This window comes from Allobosea sp. FW305-C-101, assembly GCF_058783685.1.
The window spans coordinates 603,899-623,087 of record NZ_JBYSYT010000002.1 but is presented as its reverse complement, the minus strand read 5'-3'; the positions used below and the strand labels follow the sequence as shown (position 1 = coordinate 623,087).

Below are 19,189 nucleotides of genomic sequence, written 5' to 3'. Positions count from 1 at the left end.
CGTTCAGGCGGTCGGTCCTTGCCTCAGGCGTAATAGAGCTTGTGGTTGCCGTAGATTTCGATCGAGAAATCCGTCGCGTCAGCCTCCTCGACATAGACGTCGACATAGGTGCGCTCGTTCTCGCCGATCTTCTCGATGCGAAAGCGGAAGGGGCGGTCGTTGCCGCCATCGCCATAGGCCTGCTCGAAGCCGTCGCCGGCTTGTTGGTCGCCATTGCCTTCGTCGTCGCCGGAGCGGAGCTGGTACTGCTTGATCACGATGCGGTCACCGGCCTCGAGGTCGAGGATCTGGTGAACGAGGTCATCGGTCCGGGGTGCGTCGTCGCTCACGGCGAAGACGAAACGGTCATCGCCGCCGCCGCCGGTGAGCGCCGTGGCCTTCTCTCCGACGATGATGCAATCATCGCCGCTACCGCCGAGAATGGCCTCGAAATCGATCACGGTGTCCTCACCGATCTCGATGCCGACGGCCTTGCCGCGCTTCAGGTCGACGGTGACGCCATGCTCGGTCGCCGAGAGGTCGAGCGTGTCCTGCCCCTCGCCGCCATCGTAGCAGTCGGCCGCGGCATCGCTCGTCGCCATGATCCAGTCGTTGCCCTCGCCGCCAAAGACGCGATCGCTGTCGGCGCCGCCGTCGAGCACGTCATTGCCGGCCTCGCCGTACAGCTCGTCACAGCCCTCCTCGCCGAAGACACGGTCAGCGCCGGCACCGGCCTTGAGATGGTCATTGCCAGCGCCGGCCTCGACGACATCATTGCCCGCGCCCAGTGTCACATGGTCATCGCCCTTGCCTGCGAGCACGGTGTTGTCGTCGTCGCCGGCCTTGACGATATCGTCGCCGTCACCCGCATCGATGATGTTGTCGCCAGGCCCGGCATCGATGACATCATTCCCCGGGCCGGCGTCGACGATATCGTTGCCCGGGCCAGCGTCGATGACGTCGTCGCCGGCCTCGCCGTAGATCGTATCGTTGCCGTCGCCGCCATACAGGCGGTCATTGCCGGCACCGCCACGGATGACGTCGTTACCGGCGCCGCCGAAGACGATGTCGTTGCCCGCGCCAGCGTCGATCTGGTCGTTGCCGGCCCCGCCGACGATGTGGTCGTCGCCGGCGCCGGTCACGACGATGTCGTTGCCGCCGCGCGCATCGACCACGTCGTCGCCGCCGAGGCCCGCGATCCGGTCGTTACATTCGCTGCCGAGCAGCATGTCGTCGCCGGTCGTGCCGGTGACGTCGAGGAATTCCAGCACGCGCAGCGTCGCCGTCTGGCGCACGAGAGCCTCGCCGTCGCTGATCCAGTAGGTCAGCGTCACCGTGCCGTACCAGCCGCTCTGCGGCTTGAAGACCCAGCCGCCCTCGGTCGCGGTCAATTGACCATGGGATACCTGGACCCCGACGATGGAGAGCGGGTCGGCATCGGCATCGGTCGCGCCAGCCAGCAAGGCGAGGCTGGCGATCATCAGCGTCTGGCAGCCACCGATATCGACGAGCTGGACGGGACCGGAAACGCGCGGGGCGCGGTTGCGCGGCTCTTCCGGCGTTTCGTCGTCATCGTCGTCGCCCGGGCCACCGGGCCCAGTCCCGCCGCCTGGGCCGGAACCCGTCGACGAGCCGCCGCCGTCGGAGGCGCCGCCCGAGACCGCGGTGAAGGAAAAGCCGCGGCCGCCATTGTCGTTATTGGCCGAGAAGCCCAGCCCGGCCTCGAAGATCGGCGAGGTGTAGCGGGGCAAGGGCAGCTGTTCGTAGTCGATCAGCCGCGAGTCGATATTGAGGAAATCCGGCAGCCCCTGAACGCCAGGGCCGGGGCCTCCCGTGCCGATGGCCTTGGCCGCGGCCGGCTCCTTGTTCACCGAACCGGTTTCGTCGACATCCTTCTCCGCGTCCGTCCGTTGATCCTCGCCTTCGGCGACATTTGGCTTGCGGGAGGCTTCCCCGGCCTGGGCGGTATCCTCTGCGGCGGGGGGCGCCGACGCATCGGTCTTCGCCTGGCCGGGGAACAGGCTTTTGAGGTAGAGCACGACCGCCGTGAAGGCGAGGGCGAACACGCCCGGCCAGCGTGGCGCCGACGCGGGTTCGTCCGCCTTGCGATAGATCTGGGCGGCGTCGGGAAGCTGGGGCTCTGCAGGCTTGGCTGCCTTGATCGTGATCATGCCGGCACCCGTGCGTGAAGGACAGCCGGATGTTCGCCGAGACCGACGGCCCGTGGCATGGAAACAGTTCGTTCGCTTTCGGGAGCGGGCGAAGCCGCGGCCGGCGCGCTGGGAACCGGGGCGGCTCGCTGCTGGGCGGGCGCGAGGATCTTGTCGCGCGGGCCGAAGGCGACGAGCTTGCCGCCCTGGATCAGACCGACATCATCGACCGCCTGCAGCGCGCTGGGGCGATGCGCGACGATGAGGACGATGCCGCCGCGCGCCTTGACCTGCTCGATCGCGGTCGTGAGCGCGGCTTCTCCCTCGCCGTCGAGATTGGAGTTCGGCTCGTCCATGACGACGAGAAAGGGATTGCCGTAGAGCGCCCGTGCCAGGCCGATCCGCTGGCGCTGGCCGGCGGAGAGGGCCGTGCCCTGCGGCCCGAGCTGGGTCTTGTAGCCCAGCGGCAGCCGCAGGATCATCTCGTGGATGCCGGCGGCGGCCGCCGCCTCGACGACCTTGGCGGGATCGGACGTCTCGGCCAGGCGCGAGATGTTCTCCTCGACCGTGGCGTCGAGCAGCGCGACCTCCTGCGGCAGATAGCCGAGATGGTGGCCGATGGTCTCTTCCGGCCATTGCTCCAGCTCCGCGCCATCGAGCCGGACGGCGCCGCGCAGGATCGGCCAGATGCCGGTGATCGCCCGCACGAGCGTGGTCTTGCCGCCGCCGCTCGGCCCGATGATGCCGACCGCCTTGCCTGCCTGAACGTCGAAGCTCGCGTCGCTCAGCAGCACCTGGCCGCTGCCCGGCGCGGCGACGGTGATCTTGTCGATCTTCAGCGATCGGCATGGCGCCGGCAGCTCCATCGGCTCGACCGCCTTGCTCAGCGCGGTCATCGTCTCGCGCAGGCGCTGGAACGCCATGCGCGCCGCGACGAAGGGCTTCCAGTTGGCGATCGCCTGGTCGACCGGCGCCAGCGCGCGGGAGGATGCGACGGACGCGGCGATGATCGCGCCGGCCGAAAGCTCGCCCTTGATGGTGAGATAGGCGCCGAGCCCCAGCGTCGCCGATTGCAGGATCATGCGCAGCACGCGCGAGATCGCGCCGAAGGTGCCGCCGAGATCGCTGGAACGGGTCTGAAGGGCGAGATGCTCGCGATTGACCTCGTCGAAGCGCGCGACGGCGCGCGGCGCGAAGCCCATCGCCTTCAGCACCTCGGCGTTGCGGGCGTTGCTGTCGGCGATGGCGCCGCGCGCGACGGCCGCCTGCCGCGTCTCGCGGTTGATGCGGCGGGTCAGGATCTCGCTGAGCAGCGTCAGCACGGTGAGCACGACTGCGCCGGCGAGCGTCAGCCCGCCGAGCCACGGGTGCAGGAAATAGACGAAGGCGAGATAGAGCGGGATCCAGGGGAGGTCGAACAGAGCGCCGGGGCCCTGGCCGCCGAGGAAGCTGCGGACGGTATCGACGTCGCGGCCGCGCTCCATCGCCTCCGCCGTCGAGAAGCCCAGGCGCGGCATGTCAATGGTGACGCGATGCGCAATCGGCGCGATCTGGTCGTCGAAGCGCGCGCCGACGCGAACCAGCACCTGCGAGCGGATGACGTCGAAGCATCCCTGGAAGAGATAGAGCCCGATGGCGAGCGCCGAGAGCGCCGCCAGGGTCTGGATGCTGCCGCTCGTCAGGGCGCGGTCATAGACCTGCATCATGTAGAACGAGCCGGTCAGGGCCAGCAGGTTGATGAGGCCGGAGACGACGAACAGGAAGATGGCGATGCCGCGCAAGCCGCGCGTCAGCCGGGCGGCATCACGCTTGCGGGCGGAGAGAAGCGTCTTGGACGGTGCCATTCTGGCCCCCGTAAAATGCTGGTGATGGAGAGGGATCGGGTGGGCGGCCCCCTCGGTCCGCCCACCCGCTGCCGGTTCGATCAGACGATGAAGCTGTTGGGCGTCAGGTTGTGACTGCCCTTCAGGTTGATCTGGAACTCGGCATCCGTCGCCGCATCGACGTTGCCCTTGACGATCGTGTACTCGCCATCGGCCCGGGTCTCGTAGGTGACCGTGAGCTGCGCCGTGGTGGTGAAGCTTCCGCCATTGGCCAGAGTGAAGCTCTGGTTGCCGGCCTGGCTTGCATCCGCGTCGATGGCGCTGAGGTCGAGGCGATCGCCCGGCTGGAAGTCGAGGATCGTGTCGCCATCCGCGCCCACCGTGCTGAGGAAGCGGAAGGTGTCGTTGCCGGTGCCGCCCTCCATCACGTTCACCGCGTCGCTTGACGTGATCACGTCGCTGCCGGAGCCGGTCGCGACATTCTCGATGCTCCACAACGTGTCGGTGCCGCTCTGGCTGCTCGCCGCGCTGCCGCGCCCGCCGAGGCCGTTGCCGAGATCGACGGTGAGGTTTGCCGTGATCGCCGCGAAATCGAGCGTGTCGGTGCCGTTTCCGCCGTCGATCTCGTCGCCAAAGTAGGTGTCGTCACCGTCGCCAGTCGCCGCGATGATGCGGTCGTCGCCGCCGCCTGCAACCACCGTGTCGTTGCCGGCGCCGGCATCGATCAGGTCGTTGCCCGCTCCGCCGAAGATCCGGTCGTTGCCGGCCTCGCCGTAGAGCATGTCGACCCCGCCGCCGCCGAAGACCTGATCGTCGCCAGCTCCGGCGAAGACGACGTCACGCCCGTCGCCGGCATCGATGAAGTCCGCTCCCTCGCCAGCCGAGATCGCGTCGGCACCGGCATCACCGATCAGGGTGTCGTCGCCGGCCAGGCCGATGAGGTTGTCGGCATTGGCCGTGCCGATCAGGACGTCCGCTGCGGCCGTGCCGGTGCGCAGAGCGCCGCCGGTCGATGGGTTCGGATTGGGCGCCGGCGTGCCGGGGCCGTCATCGTCCTCGTCATCATCGTCGCAGCCGCAGGACGGATCATCATCGTCCTCATCGTCATCCTCATCGTCTTCGTCGTTATCCTCATCGTCTTCGTCGTCGTCATCCTCGTCTTCGTCGTCATCGCCGGGATTGGTCGGCGTGTCGTCGTCGTCCTCATCGTCCTCGTCGTCATCCTCGCCGCCATTGCCGGCGTCATCCTCGTCATCCACCTCGAAGATATGCTCGGCCAGATCGGTCAGGCCGGTATTGCGGGCGACGATGTCGGAGAACTCCTGGCCGTCGATGAAGGCGTCGTAGAAGTCGAAGGCCTCGAGACGATCCTTGTAGTAGAAGCGATCGGCTTCCTGCAGGCGGTCGAACTGCTCGTGCAGGACGACCCAGAAGGTCTGGCCGACGATGCCGCCATTGACGTGCTGCTCGGCGAGGCCGCCCAGCCAGAAGTCGACCCGGTCGATGCCCTTCACGGTGTTGCCGTTGACGAGCTGGATGTCCGGGTTGGCGGCGACGAAGGCTGCGAGCTTCGCCGGCGTGTCGAGCACGAGGTCGGGATAGGCCTGCTTGAACTGCGCGATGACCGCGTTGCTCAGGCCGTTGCGCTGCTGGAAGTCTTCCCAGGACTGGTAGGCCGACATGTTGCCTGCGAACCCGACCGCTTCCCGAACATAGGAGTTCGTCGAGGTCGCGAGGTCGTTGCGGATCTGGTTCAGCGTTCCCAGGCCGACATCGCGGCCGCGGGCCAGGTTGAAGGAGAACAGATCCGCCTGGATGCGGACGAGGTCGTTGCGGACCGCGTCGACGATGTTGAAGTCGACATCCTCGGCCGGCTGCCCCGCAACCCCCTGCAGGATCGCGCCGACGCCATATTGCGCGTAGCCGGGCTGCGGCACGTAGCCGGGAGGCAGCGGGTTCGGGAAGGCAGAGGCGGCGTTGGTCGGGTTCAGGAAGGCGTCGACGAGGCTGACCTGCTTGGGCTGCCCGTTGGCGTCCATCACCGTCAGGGTCTGGCCGATCAGCGAGTGGCCGAAGCGGAAGGCCGCCGCGGCGAACTCGTGGCTGACGCCGGCATCGGCATCGGCATTGTAGCCGTCATGGCCGTGGTCGCCGCCGCCGCCGTCGCGGGACCGCAATCCGCCGAGCAGGGTGTCGGCGTATTCGTTGAACACGACACGCTGGTATTCGGCTTCGTTGATGATCTTGGCCGCGTCGAAGAGCTCCTGCTCCGTGCCCTCGAACCCGGCGGCCTCGAGCTGTTGGGCGTGGAAATTGTGGTTCCGCGCCCAGATCGTGTGCATCGAGGTCAGCGCGAAGTTCTCATTGGTACGACCATCGCCGGCGACATAGTGGTCGAGCAGGCTGATGAAGGGATTGCTGTCGAGCAGCAGGGCCTGACCCGAACCCATGAAGTTGGACGACACCGACTGGATCATGGCCGGGTTGATGGCGCCGCCGCCATCGACAAGTCCGACGAAATAGTCGCGGAAAGCGATCTGGCCGCCGGGCAGGGACGGGTCGTGGAAGACCGTGTTGTTGACCCAGTGATGCTGGATCGCCTCGCGCAGCGTCGGCAGCAGGCTGAAGGTCGGGTTCGACGGGTCGGGCGCTCCCTTCAGCAGATGCGAGGTCAGGCCGCCATTGCCATCGCCTTCGCGCAGGAACTGCGTGACGAGGTTGTGCGAGCCATAGGCCTGGTTCTGGTCGACATAGGCCGAGGTCTTGTTGAGGTGTTGCGGCACGCCGCCCTCGGTGGCGTAGACCTCGCCACGGGTCAGGTCGGCCGGATTGCCCTGGCCGGGGTGGCCGGTGCCGGGCGCGCCGATCTGAATCGTGCCGTTGGCGGCGCTCTTCGGCAGGAAGTCGAGGCCGTGATCGACATATTGGCCGAACGCCATGAAGAAGATGTTGGCGTCGTTGCCGGCATGCGGCAGGCCTGCCTCTTGCGCCCCCAGGATGTTCGAGATGGCCCGGGGATCGAGCCCGTCATAGATCGGGTTGAGGCCACGATTGCCGATCGCCGCGTCGGCCGCGCCGTAGCGCGCATCGGTGAGCCGGATGAAGGGCGTGTCGGCCTGTCCGGAGGACGGGTTGTCCTCGTTGTTGCCGTGTCCGGAGACCTCGCGCGGTCCAAGCGCACCCTGGGCATCGTCGTCGTCGGGGAAGGGCAATTGGCCATTGACCAGCCTCTCGAGGCCCTCGAGATCGCGCGGGGTGATCTCGAAGGCGCCGCGCGGCGGGTCCGCTTCCTCGCGGATCACCGGCGTCCCGCTCGATAGGTAGGTGATCGAGTGCGTACCGTTGGACAGCGTCGTGGTGCCGTTCGGGTTCACCGTCGAGACGTAGTTGGCAAGGCCGGTGCCGGCTGGGACCTCGATCACGTCCTGTGGCCGCAGGGTGCCGACGATCGTGTCGTTGCCGCCGTTGGAACGGAAGACGATGCGGTGGGCCGAGGTCAGCGCCGAGATGTTGACGGTGTCGTCGCCCACGGCGCCGTTAATGGTGATGGTACTGAAGTTCAGGCTGGTGCTGGTGAAGTTGCCGAACACCGCGACGGTGTCGTTCCCGGCCGGCCCCTGGTTCGGGCCGCCGCCGTCGTTGGCGGAGACATTCAACGTGTTGACGGTGATCTCCTCGATGTTGTCGAGCTCGGCCACCACCGTGGTCGTCGCGCCGACGGTGCGGGTGATCACGATCTCCGTCGTCGCGGCGAAGGTCGTCCCGAGCGTGGTGGCAAGGTTGGCGTTCTGCCCGGCGGTCAGCGCGTAAATGCTGAAGGTCTCCGCCGCGGCGACGCCGTTCAGGATGTAGGTGTCGGTGCCCGCGCCGCCGTCGACGCGGTCACGCCCGTCGATGCTGAGCTGGGTGATCTGGTCATTGCCCGCGCGGCCGTTGATGATGTCGTTGCCGCCGTTCCCGTTCATGGTGTCGTTGGAGAGAAGCGCGGCGTTGGCGCCGTTGGCGATATCGTCGCCGGCTGTGCCGTTGAAGTTCAGTCCGATCAGGGGCGTGCCGGTGAAATTGTCTCCGACCACGCCGGTGGGAGCGGAGAACACCTCCTCCGGGTTGCCCTGGCCGTCGGTGAAGCTGACGCGGGCCCTGAGGACCGCGCCGACCTGGGCCTGGCCCGGGGTGAAGCTCTGCCCCGTGGCGCCGGCGATGGTGTTCCAGGTCACGCCGTCAGCTGCCAGGACCTGCCAGCCGAACGAGAAGGCCCCAAGGCCGTTCGCGTCCGCGATGCCGGCCGTGGAGATGCTGAGGGACAGGCCCTCGGTCGGCGACACGAGCCCGTTGGTCGGGGTCGGATCGACGACGATCGGGGTCCCGGTCGCCTGGATGTTGACCTGTACAGCCTCCACGTTCTTCAGCTCGGCGATGACGATGCCTCCGCGGACCACCACGGTCTGCGTGTCGTCGCGGAAGCTCAGGGCCGGGAACTGGGCGCGCGCCGCGGCGAGCCCCAGCTGCTGGACGGGAAGCGAGCCGTCGAGCACCCGGAAGATGTCGTTGCCGGCGCCGCCGTCGACGAAATCGCGCCCGTCGCCGGGACGCCAGGTGACGGTGTCGTTCCCGCCCGCCGCGAAGACGAGGTCGTTCCCCGCCCCACCCGCGAGCGTCTCGCCCGCCGCGGTGCCGACCACGATGTCCACGGCGGCCGTGCCGGCCGCACCAATGGCGTAGACGTCGGTCTCGCCGACCTGGAGCAGCTCGACCTCCGTGAGAGTGTCGCGTCCGTCGCCCTCCACGCCCAGGTTGTCGGTGACCGTGATGACGGCGCCGGTGCGCTCGAAGGTGTAGGCCTCGACCGGTCCGGAGACGACGGCCGTGTCGGTGCCGCCATCACCATCAAGGGTGTCGTTGCCGTGGCTGCCGGAGAGCTCGTCGTCGCCGGCCCCGCCCTGGAGCCTGTTGTCGCCCGTCCTGCCGATCAGGATGTCATCGCCGTCGTTGCCGATCAGGATGTCGTCGCCATCGCCACCGTCGATACGGTCGTTTCCGTCGCCGCCGTCAATGGTGTCGACGCCGGCATCGCCCTCGATGTCGTCGTCGCCGTCCAGGCCGAGGATCACGTTCGATGCCGTCGATCCGGGCATGTCGTCGTCCCCGGCCGTGCCGATGAAGGCCGTCTCGACGGACAGCGTGCGCTGGGTCGGCGGGATGTTCGGGAGCGTACTGGTCCAGGTCGCGACGGCTCGGATCTCGACATTGGGGTTCGACGGGGTAAAGCGGTCGCCCGCCGGGCCACCGGGTGCGTTGGCCACGGTCCCGTCCGCCCCGACCACGTTCCGCCACGTGCCGTTGGCGTCGAGGACCTGCCACTGCACCGTGACCGGGCGCCCGGCGACGAGGCCAGTGAACACGGCGTCGAACCTGCCGATGTCGCCGTTGGTGGCCACGATGTTCAGGCGGTCGAAGGGCTGGTCGAGGACCAGCGCGACATCGACCGTCCCGTCCGCGAAGCGCAGCTTCTCGATGTTCCTGAGCGTGTCGCTGCCGTCGGAAACGAGGGTGAGGCTGGTGCCCGCGTCGAAGCGGCTATGGATGACGGTGACCGTTCCATCGGCTCCCCGCACGATATCGTACTCGGCGATGTTGCTGCCGAAGACCGCGGTGTCGACATCCACGCCAGCGGTAGCGGAATCCTCATAATCGAGGATCTCCCGCACGATGTTGAGCTGGACCGGCTTGATGGCGCCGCTCACCATCAGCTCGCTCAGCGCCTTGCCGTTCCACTGGCCGTAGAACGGGTGCGTTGTCGGCAGGTCGAGGGTCTGTGTCAGGCTGTCGACGGTGGCGAGCTGGTTTCCGGCCGTATCCTTGATGCTGATGCGGACGTTGAGCCAGGCGTCGCCGTCGATGACATCGTCACCGCCGCGGCCCTCGATGGTGTCGCTGCCCTTGCCGCCGAGCAGGATATTGCCGCCGACGAAGGCGAGCTTCTGGTCGCCGGAACCATCAGCCATGTAGTTGACCTGCCGGAGAAGATCGGTTGTGACGATCTTGTCGAGGTCCGTGATGCGCGCGATGCCGGCCTGGTCGAGCTCGTGGCCGACCATCGTGTTCTCGGCTCCCGCGAGCGGTGGGCCGTCTGGAGCCGCTTCGGCATCCGCGTCGCCGCGGTTGTCGCCCCAGAGACGGTCGTCCTTGTTCCAGCCCGAGAGCGCTTCGACCGCGTCGAAGCGATCGCGCAGGATGTCCTGCTGGTCGGTGGTGAAGATCGGGACGAGGAGGTCGGAATCCGCGGCCTGCGTGTTGCCCTTGTGGATCGCCCAGTCGAAGCCGAGCATGCCCTCGCTGCGCATCACGCTTTCGCCCTGGACCATGATGTCGTCGCCGGATTCGGCGTCGAAATCATTCTCGTCGGTGCCGGCGAACATCACGTCGTGACCGATGATGGTCGAGTTGAAAAACAGCTCGGAGTTGTCGCCGGCTGTCGTGTCGAAGCCGCCGCCGCCCTCGATCCAGTCGCTGCCCTCGTTGCCGAGCAGGAAGTCGCCGCCCTCGCCGCCGAGGATGAAGTCATCGCCGAGCCCGCCGAAGGCTTCCTTGCCGTCCGGTCCGGTGATCAGGACGTCCTTGCCCTCGTTGCCGAAGACCAGCGCCAGGCCGCTGCCGGCGTGGATGACATCGTCACCCGCCTCGCCATGCAGCATGTCGACTTCGCCGATATCGGTGCCGCTATTGGTGATGATATCGTCGCCGGCGCCGCCATGGATCTTGTCGACGCCGTAGCCGGCCTCGATCCGGTCATTGCCTTCGCGGCCCCAGACGGAGTCGTCGCCGCCGCCGGCGACGATGATGTCATCGCCCGTCGTGCCCTGGATCAGGAGATGGTCGGCGGTGTTGACGCGCACGGAGCGCGCGACCTGTCCGATGCCGAGGCTGCCGACTGCGAGCACAGCGTTGCCGGCGGCGTCCTTGGCGAAGGTGCCGTCCGGGTTGCGCTGGTATTCGATCAGGTTGCCGTTGGCGTCGCGGCGCTCGACGAAGGCCGAGAGCGCCTGGAGGAACGGGTCCTCGTGGACGGCCTCGGGCACCGCGAACTTCACCTGGTCGCGCGCATCCATATAGATGACGTGGTCGGGAACCGAGAAGATGTCACCGGGCAGGGCGTAGCCCGTCGCGCCGAGATCGGTGTTGTTCAGCACCATCTTGGCGAAGGAGTTGTTCTCGAGTTCGTTGAGGAAGTTCAGGCCCTGGACGCGCGACAGGTAGTAGAAGCGGTCGCCGTTCTGCAGGTTCTCGAGCTGCAGCTCGAACACGAAGGAGAAGGTCGAGCCGAGCATGCCGCCGAAGGGCATCTTCTTCTCGGCCAGGCCACCGACCCAGAGATCGACGTCGTTCAGGCCACCGAGCTTCGCGGCGTACTGCCCGCGGCCGTTCAGGAAGTCCTGCCGGTCAGCCTCGTTCAGCGACGCGTCGCCGAAGACGAGCTTCATCGCCGCGTCGCGCTTTGCGTCGGATGTCGTCGCGCTCGTGATCGTCTGGTGCGTGCCATAGGCCGCGACGAAGTTCACGATCGAGGCCGGGTTCTTCAGGTTGAGGGCGAAGTCGGTCCAGCTCGTATAGGGGTCGAGCTGGCTGTCGCCATTGGCTATCGTCTTGAACTGCGCGCGTGCCTCGTTCAGCGAGGGGATGCCGGTATCGCGGCCGCGGGCGATGTTGATCGCGGCAAGGTCGAGCGGGATGCCGACGAGCTGGTTGCGCAGGACATGCGTGACGAATTCATCGATCTCGTTGCCGACCTGGCTGGTCATGCCGCGCACGATCGCGCCGGCGGCCTGGTCGTGGTCGAGCACGATCTGCTGACCGTTCGCGCCGAGGATCGGGGTTCCGTTCGCGTCGCGCTGCACGCCGCCGAAGGCGAGCGGGTTCAGGAATGCGTCGAACAGGGCGAGGTCGCCCGTCGTGCCGTCGGCATAGGTCTGGGCGACATCCTCGCGCAGCATCGAATGGCCGAAGCGATAGATGACATGCGCGAACTCGGCGAAGATGGCCGGGTTGATGTCGGTCGAGGGATTGAAGACGAAGGCGTCGATATCCGGCTGGACCTTGCGGGCGAACTCCTCGAAGACGAGGTGCTGGTACTGCATCTCGGTCGTGAAGCGGGCGGCCTGGAACAGGCGCTCGCCGTCCCATTGCAGGGCGGCGATCGCGCCCTGGTTCGTCGGAAGCTGGGTCGCGTCGACGCGCAGCCACTCATTCAGAAAGGCCAGGTCGTTCGCCTCGAGTGCCTTCTGCTTGATCTGCTCGACCATGTGGTTGTGTTCCGAATGGAACACGTGGTGGACCGCAGAGAGGCCGATATTCTCGTTGCCGCGTCCGTCACCGGTGACGTAATGCGCATCAAGCAGTTCGTCGTCATAGGTGAGAGCCACGCCAGCGGCGTTGGGTATGATGGCGTTGCCGGCGACATCGTCTTCGTCGGGTAGCTGCATCACGGAATTGGGCGTGCCGGGATTCCGGTCGGGATCGACGAGGCCCTTGAAGACGGCGTTGTGGGCGATGTCGTCGATGAAGGCGTGGCCGGTGCGCAGCGCTCCGGTCGTGGGAACGAGCAAGAGGGGATTGCCCTCGACGAGGATATCATCCCCGCCGCCGAAGGCGCCGTCCCCGCCCAGACCCATCACGATCTGCGGGAACTTGTTGGGGCCGCGCACGAATTCGCCATACTCGTCCACAGCAAAGAGCGGGATATTGCCGATATCGGCATCGGTCAGCTCGAAGCCGAGCAGTTTCGCCTGATCCTTGACGTCCTTCCAGGTCGCGAGCCCGCTCTCGCCGGAGAGCAGCTTGCCGGTCGCGAGCGGCACGCCCGTCGAGAAATCATACTCGCGCATGAACAGCTGCTTCGACGCCGTCGAGCTGTAGGTCTGGTTCTGGTCGACGAAGGGCGTCGTCAGGTTGTCGGCGCCGGGTGTGGTGCGCGTCAGCACCATGAAGTTGGTCTGGGGCGAGGCCGGGTTGTAGAGCGGGTCGTCCGGGCTCAGGGGGATGTAGATCGTACCGCCCTGCTTGGCGACGAGATCGAGACCGTGGTCGAAGAACTGGCCGAACAGCGTGAACCAGGAATTGAAGGGGGCCGAGAGGCCCTCGTCGGGCGCGACGTTCGGCAGCACGATGGTGCTGCCTTCCATCTCAAGGCCATGGGCCGCGAGCAGAGCCGTCACGGCGGCGGCCTGGCTGGCGCCCTCGATCACCTGTACCGGCGTCGAGCCGGGATGCGCGGCAAGGTAGCTCGTCTTGGCGGCCTCGAACGCAGCGTGGATGGCTTCGGTCGCGGTCTTGTACGACGCAGGCGGAGCTCCGGCATAGACCAGCGCGGCATAGATCGCCGCCGGGTTGTCCAGGGTCTGGTCAACGATCAGGTTCGAGATCAGCCGCGGGTCGGCGTCGACGACCGATCCGGAGGAACCATAGTTCGTGTTGGTGAGGAGCGGGCCATTCTGGCCGAGAGGAATGCTGTCACCGTCGAGGTCGTTGCGATAGGATGGGTCGGTCAGGTGGGCGAAGGGATTGTCGGCCGCGCCCCATTGGTCGCGGCCCGCGACCATGTTGTTGTAGCTGCCATCGACCGTCCGTAGGCCATAGGGTGCGAGGGGGTGGCTAATCGCCAGCACTGCACCCGGCGTACCCTGCGCGACGACATCGCCGGCCGCGTTGACATAGATCTGGTCGAGCGCCGTTCCGCCGGAATGCGCCTCGGCGATCTTGATCTGGCGCAGGATGAATTCGAGATCGTGCCTGACGATATTGACCATAGCCGTGATCCTCAAAAGCGACGCGCAAAAACCCGGCCGCGGAAATCATTTCCCGCAGCGATGTCGTGAAGACAATCGACGAAAGATACTGTATTGATGCCTTTCAAGAGGCATCGAGCCTTGCGTAATCAGCGTGTAATGACGGCGGCGGTTCCCCGATTTAACCACTCGTTAATCATCAGAGTGCCTGAGCCATGCCAAGCGCGGTAGATGGAAAGGTCGAGGAAGAATCAGCGGCAAAAGACAGGGCTGCTGCGTCGACCTTGGGCTGGTTCGGATACGGACCAAGGTCGGTACTCTTTCTGGACGGCTTGCGGACGCGCTGGGCTGCGCAAAGCCTGGAGCGCCGCTTCACCATCGCCGCCTCGCTCGTCGTCGGGTTGTCGATGCTCACCCTGGGATACTGGGTCGAGCGCCGCATCCGCATGGGCTGGGAACAGGGCATGGCCGAGATCGGCGCCCATTATCTCCAGGCTTTCCTCGCCCCGCATGTCCTCGAACTCGAGCATGCCGACACATTGTCGGAAGACAGCAAGGACAGGATCAAGGCGCAGGTCACCGACAGCCGCCTCGGCCAGCGCGTCACGATGATCAAGATCTGGAGCCGGACGGGAAAGCTGATCTACAGCACCGGCAAGGCCAAAGAGGGCGCGCAGCTTCAGCCGTCGCGGCTCGAACAGCTGTCGAGGGGGCAGGTCGTCGTCTCCCCGCATGGCGACAGCCATGGCGACGGGGAGCCCGGCCAGCGCTCGCTGGAAACCTATGCTCCCATCTACAAGCCGGGCACGAGCAGGATCCTCGGCTTCGGCGAATTCTACGAAGTCAGCCTGTCGCTCGACCGCGAAATCCAGCAGCTGCGCTATGCGACCTGGTTCCTGATCCTCAATGTCGCGATCATCATCGGCTTCCTGCTTTACCTGACGATCCGCCGTGCCAGCCGCATCATCAGTTCGCAGCAGACGCAGCTGGAGGCCAATCTCGCGCGCGCGTCGGCTCTGGCGAGACGCAACAACATGCTGCGCCGCGCGGCCGATCGGGCCCGGCTCGATGCCGCCGTCTCGAACGAGATCTACCTCGCCCGCATCGGCGCGGACCTGCATGACGGCCCCATCCAGATGCTGAGCCTGCTGATGCTGCGGCTTCCCGACGAACCGGCGGAACTCCGAGGCCAGCTGGAGCGGCTGATCCAGCAGACATTGGCCGAGCTGCGCAATCTCTCGGCCGGGCTGGTTCTGCCCGAGATCCGCGACCTCTCGCCATCCGATACGATCGAGGCCGCGATCAAGCGGCACGAGCAGCAGACCGGAACGGGCGTTGCACGCAGCCTCGGCGACTTGCCGGACCAGATGCCCGAAGCGATCCGCTTCTGCGCGTTTCGCGTCGTCCAGGAGGCGCTGATGAACGCCTACAAGCATGCGCGGGGCCGTGGCCAGCATGTCGCGACCCGCTTTGCCGCCGAGACGCTGGAGATCATGGTTTCGGACGACGGGCCGGGAGGCGAGGCAGCACCGCCGGACGTGCCGCAGCAGCGGCCGCGCCTCGGCCTGCGGGGGCTTGAGACCCGCGTGAAGGCCTTGCGCGGCAGCCTGACGATCACGCAGCAGCCGCAGGGCGGTTTGCTGCTCACGGTGTTGCTGCCCGTGCGCCGGCGCTCCCTGCGGACGAAGGTGGAGTGAGCCGCACCTGCGGCGGCGCCTGTTTCAGCGGCCGGCGGAGGAGAAGTCGGTCGGCTTCAGTTTCTGTGCCGCGATGACGACCTCAAGCCGGTTGCGTGCGTGGAGCTTGGTCATCAGGTTGGTCATGTAGCTTTTGACCGTCTTCTCGCTGAGATCGAGGCTGCGTGCGATCTCGCGGTTCTGCTTGCCGCAGAGCAGCAGGCGAACGATCTGCTCCTCGCGGACACTCAGCTTCGTGCTGATGACCGCCTGCTTCTCCGCAGCCTTATTGTTCAGGGCGCCGATCACCTTCGCCGCGAAGGATGGCGTGATGTAGACTTCGCCGCGCAGCGCGGCATCGACCGCATCGATCAGCTCGCCGGCACTGCTTCCCTTCAGCACGTAGCCGGCTGCCCCGGCCCCGAGCGCCTTGACGGCATGCTCGGTCTCGGTCGAGGCGGTGAAGACCACCACGCGGCAGGCTGGTGCGATGTCGCGCAGGTCGGCGATCGCGGCGAAGACATCGCCGGGCATGTTCAAGTCGACGATCACGACGTCGCACACCCGCCTGCCGGGAATGCCGACGACATCCGCGGCACTGACGCCGGTCTCGATAACGATATAGTTTTCGCGCCGCGCCAGAACGGCCGCTATGCCTTCCGCCAGAAGCGGATGGTCATCGACGATCGCGATGGAGATGCGGGAGCCCCTACTATCCTGCATGCTCCAATCCTCGCTCAGTTTAGAACCGCAGTAAAGGCTTCGATTAACGTACGGTTAATCCTCCGAAATTTGTCTTCCACTGCGTCAGCCGGAAAGCCGGCGTCGTGTTCATGCTCTTTCCGCGATGTCGATTTTGCCGTCACCGCGCTGTCAATGCGGGGTTCTCACGTCCCGATTGGGCATATGGCCGACATCGGAAGCGAAACAGAGATGAAAATCGGTACGGTGTCGCCCGGCACGCGGTCCAAGTTACGCTCAGCGCCGTCGCGGAAAATTGATTGCCGAAAGCCTGACGGCTTTGGTCTTGCTTCCTGCTTGCACTCGATGCAGGGACGGCCTGAAGCTCGTCCTTGTTCCGCCTCATCTAAGGGGCGTCGGCACCGGTGCCCGTTGCAAGAAAGCGTTCCACCGCGCTTGCGCTCAGTGGCTGCTCGGGGTCCTCTTTCCAAAGATCTAGAATGATTGCTGCCAGGCGGCCTCTCGCCAATTTCTGCGATTGGCTACCGATCGTGTGCACACTGTTCACCGCGATCCACGCTGCGTCGAACGCGCTCGCGAGCTTTGCGAGTTCATGTGGTTCCGCAACAATCGACCGAAAAGGCATCTTGGTTTCTCTCGCGGATCAATCGACCGAAAAGGCCTTCAATCTCGGCAGGGTTTCCAGGTTTCGATCAGTGTCGGTCGGCGGCCAAGCGCTGCTCGTCTGAGCTCGTCAGGCCGAGGTGTCATCAGCTGACCAACCCTCCATCCGATCCATGCAGCCAACCCCATTCCCAAGGTTACGAACGCGAGTAGGTGTGGTGTTTGCACTGCAAGGCTCCGGCATAGGCTTAGCTCCGGATCAAACGCATCGGACGGCTGTGGGTTCGGCGAGGCTTGATTGCTAAGGCGTCTTCTGGAGGACAATCTGCGCCTGGCGCTCACGCGAGAGCGGAGACTGGACGGCAACCGTGTTGAATCCCGTCGCGCGGGCAGTCGTCCTTCTGGCTGGCGTCGTGCTGCTTCTCCGTTTGCGCAAGAACGTGGCGTCGCCCGAGGCGATGCCCCGACATCTTGGTCAGCCTCAGGCGGCTCGCGACTGAGGCTGCAGCACAACGTGCCTGGCGAGAGCCGCGGGATCGAACGACACCGGCTCGGTTGCCGTCCCAAGCCTCTAGCCGTGGCCGAAGGACGACGCTTACGAACCCGCGGGGCAAGGGCCATAAACTCGGCCTTAACCTCGATCGTTCATTTCCTCGGAGAGTAGTGGCTTCGCGCGGGCTGTAGCTGCTGCGGTGCGAGGGTGGCAAAACCATGCGGCTGATCGTCGGCGCAATCATCGTTTTCGTCTGCGTCTTCGGCAGCTACGCGGCTATGGGCGGCCATCTCGAGGTCCTTTGGCAGCCGTTCGAGTTCGTCATCATCCTCGGCGCAGCGATCGGTGCCTTCATCATCGGCAACCCCGCGCCGGTGCTCAAGGCCGTTCCCGGCATGCTCGGCACGATCGTGAAGGGCCCCAAGTACAAGCAGGAATGCTATGTCGAACTGCTGGGGATGCAGTATTCGTTGTACAAGCTCGTGAAGCAGAAGGGCATGCTCGCGGTCGAGCAGCACATCGAAAATCCCAGCGAGTCGACGCTGTTCAACGCCTTCCCGACTTTTGCGGCGAACCACCATGCGGTCGAGTTCGTCTGCGACTACATGCGCATGTTGACGCTGGGCGCCAACAACGTCCACGAGATCGACGCTCTCATGGACGAGGAACTGGAAACGCACCACCAGGAGCAGGAGCGTATCGTTTCGGCCATGCAGTCGATCGCCGACGGAACACCGGCGCTCGGCATCGTCGCCGCCGTGCTCGGCGTGATCAAGACGATGGGGGCGATCAAAGAGCCGCCGGAGGTGCTGGGACACCTGATCGGTGGCGCGCTCGTCGGCACCTTCTTCGGCGTCTTCGTCGCCTACGGCTTCTTCGCGCCGATGGCGGCCTCGCTCAAGAGCACCTTCGAGGCGGAAGCCAAATACTTCCTGTCACTCAAGGCGGGTCTCCTCGCCCATATCAGCGGCCAGCCGCCGGTGATGTCGGTCGAATTTGCCCGCAAGGCTCTGATGAGCGACGTCCGCCCGACCTTCGCCGAAGTGGAAGCGGCAACCGCCGCTCTGCCCGCCAGCGTCTGACCCGATCTCCAGCAGGAACGCGATGGCCAAGTCGACCCAGCCGATTATCATCAAGAAGGTCAAGAAGGCCGCTCACGCGCACCACGGCGGGGCCTGGAAGATCGCCTATGCGGATTTCGTGACCGCCATGATGGCGTTCTTTCTGCTGATGTGGCTGATCAGCATGACAACGCAGGAGCAGAAGGAAGGCTTGGCGGAATACTTCGCGCCGGCGGCCCTGAGTCCGACAAACAGCGGTGCTGGCGGCATCCTGATGGGCAGCGCCCTGGACAAGTCAGGCAACAGATCGTCAGTGCCCCGAGACATGGCGAAGGGCACGACCGGGCAGGAGGACAAGGTGCGGCCGACCAGCGCGGGCGGCGCCAGCGACCGCGAGGTCAGCCGCCGGGCCGCCAGCGTGCAGGCCAACTACAGCGCCATAGCCAGCATCCGGCAGGCACTCCAGAACATGCCCGAAATTGCCGACCTGTCGCGCAACATCGTGATCGAGCAGACCAAGGATGGATTGAACGTCTCCCTCGTGGACGATAACGGCCGCTCCATGTTCCCCGAAGGCTCGGTCCAGCCCTACGAGCGCACCCGCCTCGTGCTGGAGGCGATTGCGCCCACTCTGCGCCGGATGCCCAACCAAATGTCTGTCAGCGGGCACACGGCCGCCGCGCGCCCCGGCTCGGTGCAGACCGTCGAGTCCTGGGGCCTCACCGCCGGGCGCGCGCTCGCCGTGCGCGAGATCCTGTCGGGTGCCGGGCTGCCCAACGACCGCTTCACCTCCGTGGTGGGGCGCTCCGACACCGAGCCGCTCTTTCTCGACAATCCCTATATCCCGCCGAACCGGCGGGTGACGATCACGCTGCTCAACGCGGAGCCGCCTCTGCCCCCGGGCGTCTTTCCCTGACGAC

General features: G+C 66.0%; 7 protein-coding genes. 3 read left to right on the top strand and 4 right to left on the bottom strand.

Annotated features, from left to right (window positions below; genetic code table 11):
• Nucleotides 1-23 precede the first annotated feature (23 nt).
• The 3 genes from AC3WMA_RS10505 to AC3WMA_RS10495 form a co-directional block, all read right to left on the bottom strand.
• Nucleotides 24-2,150 carry a calcium-binding protein gene (locus AC3WMA_RS10505; RefSeq protein WP_492285307.1) on the bottom strand — a complete coding sequence of 709 codons (2,127 nt, stop codon included), beginning with the start codon at nt 2,148-2,150 and terminating at the stop codon, nt 24-26.
• Nucleotides 2,147-3,973, bottom strand: a complete 1,827-nt coding sequence (locus AC3WMA_RS10500) for a type I secretion system permease/ATPase (RefSeq protein ID WP_492285306.1) — start codon at nt 3,971-3,973, stop codon at nt 2,147-2,149. The genes AC3WMA_RS10505 and AC3WMA_RS10500 overlap by 4 nt, the downstream gene beginning before the upstream one ends.
• A gap of 80 nt (nt 3,974-4,053) precedes the next feature.
• On the bottom strand, nt 4,054-13,755 hold the full coding sequence (locus tag AC3WMA_RS10495) for a peroxidase family protein (protein ID WP_492285305.1): 9,702 nt from the start codon (nt 13,753-13,755) through the stop codon (nt 4,054-4,056).
• Nucleotides 13,756-14,066: 311 nt separating this feature from the next.
• Here AC3WMA_RS10495 and AC3WMA_RS10490 point away from each other — a divergent pair, with 311 nt between their 5' ends.
• Complete coding sequence (locus AC3WMA_RS10490) at nt 14,067-15,431, top strand: sensor histidine kinase (RefSeq protein WP_492285304.1); 1,365 nt, start codon at nt 14,067-14,069, stop codon at nt 15,429-15,431.
• A 24-nt stretch (nt 15,432-15,455) separates the two neighbouring features.
• Here the strand turns inward: AC3WMA_RS10490 and AC3WMA_RS10485 are convergent, their stop codons facing one another.
• Nucleotides 15,456-16,133: a response regulator gene (locus AC3WMA_RS10485; protein WP_492285303.1), complete on the bottom strand. Its 678-nt coding sequence runs from the start codon at nt 16,131-16,133 to the stop codon at nt 15,456-15,458.
• 1,293 nt (nt 16,134-17,426) lie between these two features.
• Between AC3WMA_RS10485 and motA the strand changes: the two genes are divergently transcribed.
• Both motA and AC3WMA_RS10475 read left to right on the top strand, forming a co-directional pair.
• Nucleotides 17,427-18,290: a flagellar motor stator protein MotA gene (motA, locus tag AC3WMA_RS10480; protein ID WP_492285302.1), complete on the top strand. Its 864-nt coding sequence runs from the start codon at nt 17,427-17,429 to the stop codon at nt 18,288-18,290.
• A gap of 22 nt (nt 18,291-18,312) precedes the next feature.
• Nucleotides 18,313-19,185, top strand: a complete 873-nt coding sequence (locus AC3WMA_RS10475; protein ID WP_492285301.1) for a flagellar motor protein MotB — start codon at nt 18,313-18,315, stop codon at nt 19,183-19,185.
• Nucleotides 19,186-19,189 lie beyond the last annotated feature (4 nt).